At 74.6% G+C, this 6062-nt stretch carries 4 protein-coding genes; all 4 read left to right on the top strand.

Annotated elements, in window-relative coordinates; genetic code table 11:
- The coding region (locus AA75_RS49490; protein ID WP_033821327.1) for a hypothetical protein at nt 1–631 on the top strand (631 nt) is incomplete at its 5' end.
- A 97-nt stretch (nt 632–728) separates the two neighbouring features.
- Complete coding sequence (locus AA75_RS19155; RefSeq protein WP_033821326.1) at nt 729–2363, top strand: succinic semialdehyde dehydrogenase; 1635 nt, start codon at nt 729–731, stop codon at nt 2361–2363.
- Nucleotides 2364–2445: 82 nt separating this feature from the next.
- A complete protein-coding gene (locus AA75_RS19150) occupies nt 2446–4314 on the top strand; it encodes a GMC family oxidoreductase (RefSeq protein ID WP_082526645.1) in 1869 nt (622 codons plus the stop codon).
- Nucleotides 4315–4393: 79 nt separating this feature from the next.
- Nucleotides 4394–6062 (top strand): hypothetical protein (locus AA75_RS19145; RefSeq protein WP_033821325.1); only part of this gene is annotated, 1669 nt, incomplete at its 3' end.

Genomic DNA, 6062 nt, shown 5'->3' with positions numbered 1-6062 from the left:
ACCCGCCCCCGCGGGGCGGCCCCGCCGGCGTGCCCTGCGGCTGGCGCTGATCGGCCTGGTGACGGCGCTGCTGGTGGGCGGCGGCGCGTACGCCGTGCTGGACCACGTGGGCGGGGGCGCCGCGACGCCGTCCGGCCCGGAGGCGTCGGCGACCGGCCTGGCGGCCCCGGACCCGGCGCCGAGCGGCTACCAGTGGGTGGACGACCCGGCCGGGTTCCGGTTCCTGCTGCCCACCACCGGCGGCACCTGGGTGCGCAGCACCGACAAGACCGAGATCTACTACAGCCCGGACAACAAGGTGCACTACCTGCAGTTCGCTGTCACGGTGGGCCAGTCGCTGAGCCCGGTGCAGCACTTCCAGGAGATGGAGCAGAGCATCCAGAAGAACCGCCAGGGCTACCGGCGCGAGCAGCTGGCGGAGATCAAGGTGAACGGCTTCCCGGGCTCGGTCTGGGAGTTCAGCTACACCAACGCGGACAACTCGGGGACCCGCCGGTACCTGAAGGAGGCCGAGTTCAAGGCCGCCGACGGCACCTCGTACGACGTCCTGGTGGCCGCGCCCGACAAGGACCGCACCGAGGCGCAGCAGCGCTTCACGATCGTGCTGAACCACTTCGCGGTGCTGCGCTGAGGCCGTCCGGGCCGAGTCGATCTTGAAGTCTCCGTCGCAGACAGTTTCCTGTTACCGGCGGGTACCTATCTGGCCGTGCAGGCCCTAGGCTGCGCACATGACGGACATCACCGCAGACGGACAGACCGGCTCCGGCACCGGGGCCGGGCGCAACCCCGCCGCGCCCGGTGGCGCACGCACGGTCGCCTCGGCGGTCACGCCCGCCGTGGTGGCCCGGCTGGCCGCGGGGATCACCACCACCGGCGAGCCCGAGACGGTGCACACCACCGCGCCGCTCACCGGCGACCGGCTGGCGAGCCTCCCGCAGTCCACCCCGGCCGACGTCGAGGCCGCCTACCGGCTGGCCCGCAGGGCCCAGCAGGCCTGGGCCACGCTGCCGGTCCGCCGCCGCGCCGCCGTCCTGCTGCGCTTCCACGACCTGCTGCTGCGCCGCCAGGACGAGGTGCTCGACCTCATCCAGGCGGAGACCGGCAAGGCCCGGCTGCACGCCTTCGAGGAGGTGCTGGCCGTCGCGATGGCGGCCCGGCACTACGGCCGCAAGGCTCCCTCGTACCTGCGTGACAAGCACCGCTCCGGGGCCGTCCCGGTGCTCACCCGTACGGTCGAGGCCCGCCGGCCCAAGGGCGTGGTCGGGCAGATCTCACCGTGGAACTACCCGTTCGAGCTCTCCGTCGGCGACGCCCTGCCCGCCTTCGTGGCCGGCAACGCGGTGGTCAACAAGCCCGACACGCAGACCGCGCTGACCGCGCTGTGGGCCCGCGAGCTGCTGATCGAGGCCGGTCTGCCGGCCGACTGCTGGCAGATCGTGATCGGCGACGGCCCGGTGATCGGCCCGGCCGTGGTCGAGCACGCGGACTACGTCTCGTTCACCGGCTCCACCCGCACCGGCCGCCAGGTCGCCCAGCAGGCCGCCGCCCGGCTGGTCGGCGCCTCGCTGGAGCTCGGCGGCAAGAACGCCATGCTGGTGCTGGCCGACGCGGACATCGAGAAGGCCGCCGAGGGCGCGGTGCGGGCCTGCTTCTCCTCGGCCGGCCAGCTGTGCATCTCGATCGAGCGGCTGTTCGTGCACCGCTCGGTCGCCGACCGCTTCCTGGCCCGCTTCGCCGAGCGCACCCGCGCGCTGCGGCTCGGCGGCGGCCTCGCGTACGGCGCCGACATGGGCTCGCTGGTCTCCGACCGGCAGCTGGAGACCGTCACCCGGCACATCGAGGAGGCCGTCAAGGCCGGCGCCACCGTGGTGGCCGGCGGACAGGCCCGCCCGGACCTCGGCCCGCTGTTCCACGAGCCGACCATCCTGGACGGCGTCACCGAGTCGATGGCCGTCTGCGCCGAGGAGACCTTCGGCCCGGTGGTCTCGGTCTACCGCTTCGACACCGAGGACGAGGCCGTCGCCGCCGCCAACGCCACCCCCTACGGCCTCAACTCCAGCGTCTGGACCAAGGACCTGCGCCGGGGCCGGGCGGTCGCGGCCCGGCTGCACACCGGCACGGTCAACGTCAACGAGGCCTACGCGGCCGCGTACGGCTCGGTCTCCTCGCCGATGGGCGGCATGGGCGACTCCGGCCTCGGCCGGCGGCACGGCTCCGAGGGCATCCTGCGCTACACCGAGGCGCAGACCATCGCGACCCAGACCGTGCTGCCGCTGGCACCCTCGATGGGCCTGGACGACGCGAAGTTCGCGGCCCTGTTCACCACCGGCCTGAAGGCGATGAAGGCGCTGCGCCTCAAGTAGCCGCGCCCGCACCAGCGGCCCGAGGAGCCCCCCGGGGCTCCCGCCCGGGCACCCTCATGACGTTTCGAAGGAGCAGCGGCAGATGGCGGACAGCGACGGACTCGACTACGACGTGGTCGTGGTCGGCTCGGGCTTCGGCGGCTCGGTCGCCGCACTCCGGCTGACCGAGAAGGGCTACCGGGTCGCGGTGCTGGAGGCCGGCCGCCGGTTCCGCCGCGACGAGCTGCCGAAGAACTCCTGGGACACCCGCAACTACCTGTGGGCCCCGGCGCTCGGCCTGTACGGCATCCAGCGGATCCACCTGCTGGCCAACGTGCTGGTGCTCGGCGGCGCGGGCGTCGGCGGCGGCTCGCTGAACTACGCCAACACCCTGTACGTCCCGCCGAAGGCGTTCTTCGAGGACCGCCAGTGGCAGCACATCACCGACTGGGAGCAGGAGCTCGCGCCCTTCTACGACCAGGCGCAGCGGATGCTCGGGGTCCGCACCAACCCGACCGTGACGCCCTCCGACGTCCACCTGAAGGCCGCCGCCGAGAAGATGGGCGTCGGCGACACCTTCCACCTGGCCCCGGTCGGGGTGTTCTTCGGTGACGGCAACGACGGCGACGGCAGCGCCAAGGCCGCACCGGGCGGCGAGGTCGACGACCCGTACTTCGGCGGCGCCGGCCCGCGGCGCAAGGCCTGCACCGAGTGCGGCGAGTGCATGACCGGCTGCCGGCACGGCGCCAAGAACACCCTGGTGGAGAACTACCTGCACCTCGCCGAACGCGGCGGCGCCGAGATCCACCCGCTCACCACCGTCGCCCGGATCCGCGAACTCCCCGACGCCGAGGGCTTCGCGGTGGACGTCCGCCGCACCGACTCGCGCTCCAAGGACCCGGTGAAGGCCGGCGCCCGGACCATCCGGTGCGCCCGGGTGGTGGTCGCGGCCGGCACCTACGGCACCCAGACCCTGCTGCACCGGATGCGCGACGGCGGCCACCTGCCCGGCCTGTCCGCCAAGCTCGGCGAGCTGACCCGGACCAACTCCGAGGCCATCGTCGGCGCGTCCACCACCGACCGGCGCTACGGCGAGAAGGTCGACTTCACCAAGGGCGTGGCGATCACCTCCTCGATCCACCCCGACGGCAACACCCACATCGAGCCGGTCCGCTACGGCAAGGGCTCCAACGCGATGGGCGCCCTCAGCGTCCAGCAGGTCCCCGGCGCCGGGCGCGGCCCGCGCTGGCTGCGCTACGCCGTCACCGCCGCCCGGCACCCGGTGATCTTCGCCCAGTCGATGAACCAGCACCGCTGGTCGGAGAAGACCATCATCGCCCTGGTGATGCAGTCGCTGGACAACTCGCTGACCGTCTCGCTCAAGAAGTCCGGCCTCGGCAAGGGCAAGCTGACCTCCCGCCAGGGCCACGGGGTGCCCAACCCGACCTGGATCCCGGCGGCCGAGGCGAGCGCCCGGGCGCTCGCCGAGTCGATCAACGGCTTCGCCGGCAGCACCGCCAGCGAGATCTTCGACATCCCGCTGACCGCGCACTTCATCGGCGGCTGCGCCATCGCCGACTCCCCGCAGCACGGCGTCGTCGACCCGTACCACCGGCTCTTCGGCCACCCCGGGATCAGCGTGGTGGACGGCTCCACCATCTCCGCCAACCTGGGCGTCAACCCTTCGCTCACCATCACCGCGCAGGCCGAGCGGGCGCTGTCGATGTGGCCCAACAAGGGCGAGCCGGACGGCCGCCCGGCCCAGGACGAGCCCTACCGGCGGGTGCCGGCCGTCGCCCCGGTCCGGCCCGCCGTCCCCGCGGGGGCCTTCGCCGAACTGCTGCTGCCGGTGCCCGCGGTGCCCGCGGTGCCCGCCCGCAAGACCGCCGAGCAGGCGGTCCCGGAAACCGCCGAGGAGGCCGTCCCGGATGCCTCCCCCGAGGCCGGGGAGGACGGCTCCGGGCTCGGCTGAGCGGCGCCCGAACCCGGTTGACACCGTCTCACGGCCGGTGGGATAAACGGGCTTCGGGCGACATACCAGGGGGAACTGCGTGGCGATCTGCACGTCCTGTGGAGCAGGGTCCGCGGACGGCGCGCAGCGCTGCGCCGCCTGCGACCGACCGTTCGGCGCACCGGCGGTCTCCGCCATCAGCGAGGTGACCGAGGTCGGGGGCTCCGGCGCGTACGCGGGCCTGGCCGCCGACCCCGGTTTCACGGCCGCGCCCCCGCCCGGCGGCCCGCCGCCGCTCGGCCACTGGGGCCGCGGGGTGCCGTACGACCCGCGGGCGGGCCGCCCCGAGCTGCTGCGCCGGCTGGTGAGCGCGGACTGGCTGCCGGCCCTGCGCGCGGTGGCGCCGCCCACCGCGGTGCTGCTGCTGGTGCCCCTGCTGATCGCGCTGCCCGGGCACTGGATCCGCGGCGGCTTCCCGTTCGGCAACCGCTTCGGCGCCGCGCTGGGCCTCACCATGGCGGGCTTCGGCGCGCCGCTGACGCTTGCCGGGCGCTCCGGCGGCGCCACCTACATCTCCGACCTCCGGCTGCTGCCGATGACCGTCACGGTGCTCTGGGCGGCCGCGCTCTGGCTCGGCCTGCGGCCCGCCCGGCGGTTCTGGCGGGCCCGTGGCGGCGGCGTGCTGACGGCCCGCACGGCGCTGCTGGAGTCGGCCCGGGTGGCCGCCCTGGCCGGACTGGCCGCCCTGCTGCTGGGCCTGGCGGCCGGCACCAGGACGGGCGCACCGCCCCAGCGGTACCTGGACGATCTGATCGGCGACGACGCCCGGGGGGTCGGGCTCGCCCTGACCGCGGACCAGACCATGACCGTCGGCTGGCTGCAGTCGACGGCCTGGACGGTGCTCGCGGCCGGCCTGATCGCCCTGCTGGTGTACGGCGCCGACGCGCTGAACCGGGCGGCCGCGACCACGCCGGTGCTGCGCGGCTGGCCGGCCGCGGCCCGGATCGCGGGCCGGACGGCGGCGCTCTCGACCGCGCTGGCCTCGGCGGCCGCCACCGTGGTGGTGCTCGCCTGGGACGGCCTGCCGTCCGATCCGGTCTGGCTGCTGCTGATCCCCAACGGGGGTCTGGCACTGCTCGGTTTCGGCTCCGGGGCGACCCTGCACGCGGTGGCCACGGCCGGGTACGAGGGCATGGGCGAGTTCGAGCCGTTCCGGATCTCGCTCTTCGACCTGCACGGCGCCACCGGGAACTGGCGCTGGGCGCTACTGCTCGCGCTGGTCCCGGTCTGCCTGCTCGGGTGGACCGCCCACCGGCACCGGCTCGGCCTGCTGGACCGGATCCGGCTGGCCGTGGTGTACGCGGTGCTGGTCAGCGTGCCGATGCTGCTGGCCGGCCTGACCACGGGCTTCCGGGTGGAGTCCGCCAGGCCCGCCGCCGGCGGGCCCAGCCTGTCCCCGGAGGGCCTCGCCATGCGCGTCGGCAGCGAGAGCACCCTCGCCCTGGTCGTGCTCACCGTGCTGGTGGCCAACCTGCTGTGGGCGGCCTTCGGCGCGCTGGCGCTACCCCCGCTGCTCACCGCCGCCCGCGGCCGGCCCGCCGGGCCCGCGGACCAGCCGCAGCAGCCGTGGGAGCCGCAGGCCGCGCAGCCGGGCGCGCAGCCGGGTGCACCGCAGGAGGTGGCGGACGCTCCGCTGCTCGTGGTCGTCCCCGCGCAGCCGGACCGCCCGCCGGTCGTGCCGCCGTCGTACGCCCCCGAGGTGCTCGACT

Origin of the sequence: Kitasatospora sp. MBT63 (genome assembly GCF_000710465.2) — a bacterium.
Taxonomy (GTDB): Bacteria; Actinomycetota; Actinomycetes; order Streptomycetales; family Streptomycetaceae; genus Kitasatospora.
The sequence above is the reverse complement of the archived record's forward strand: the minus strand, read 5'-3'. Positions and strand labels throughout refer to the sequence as shown.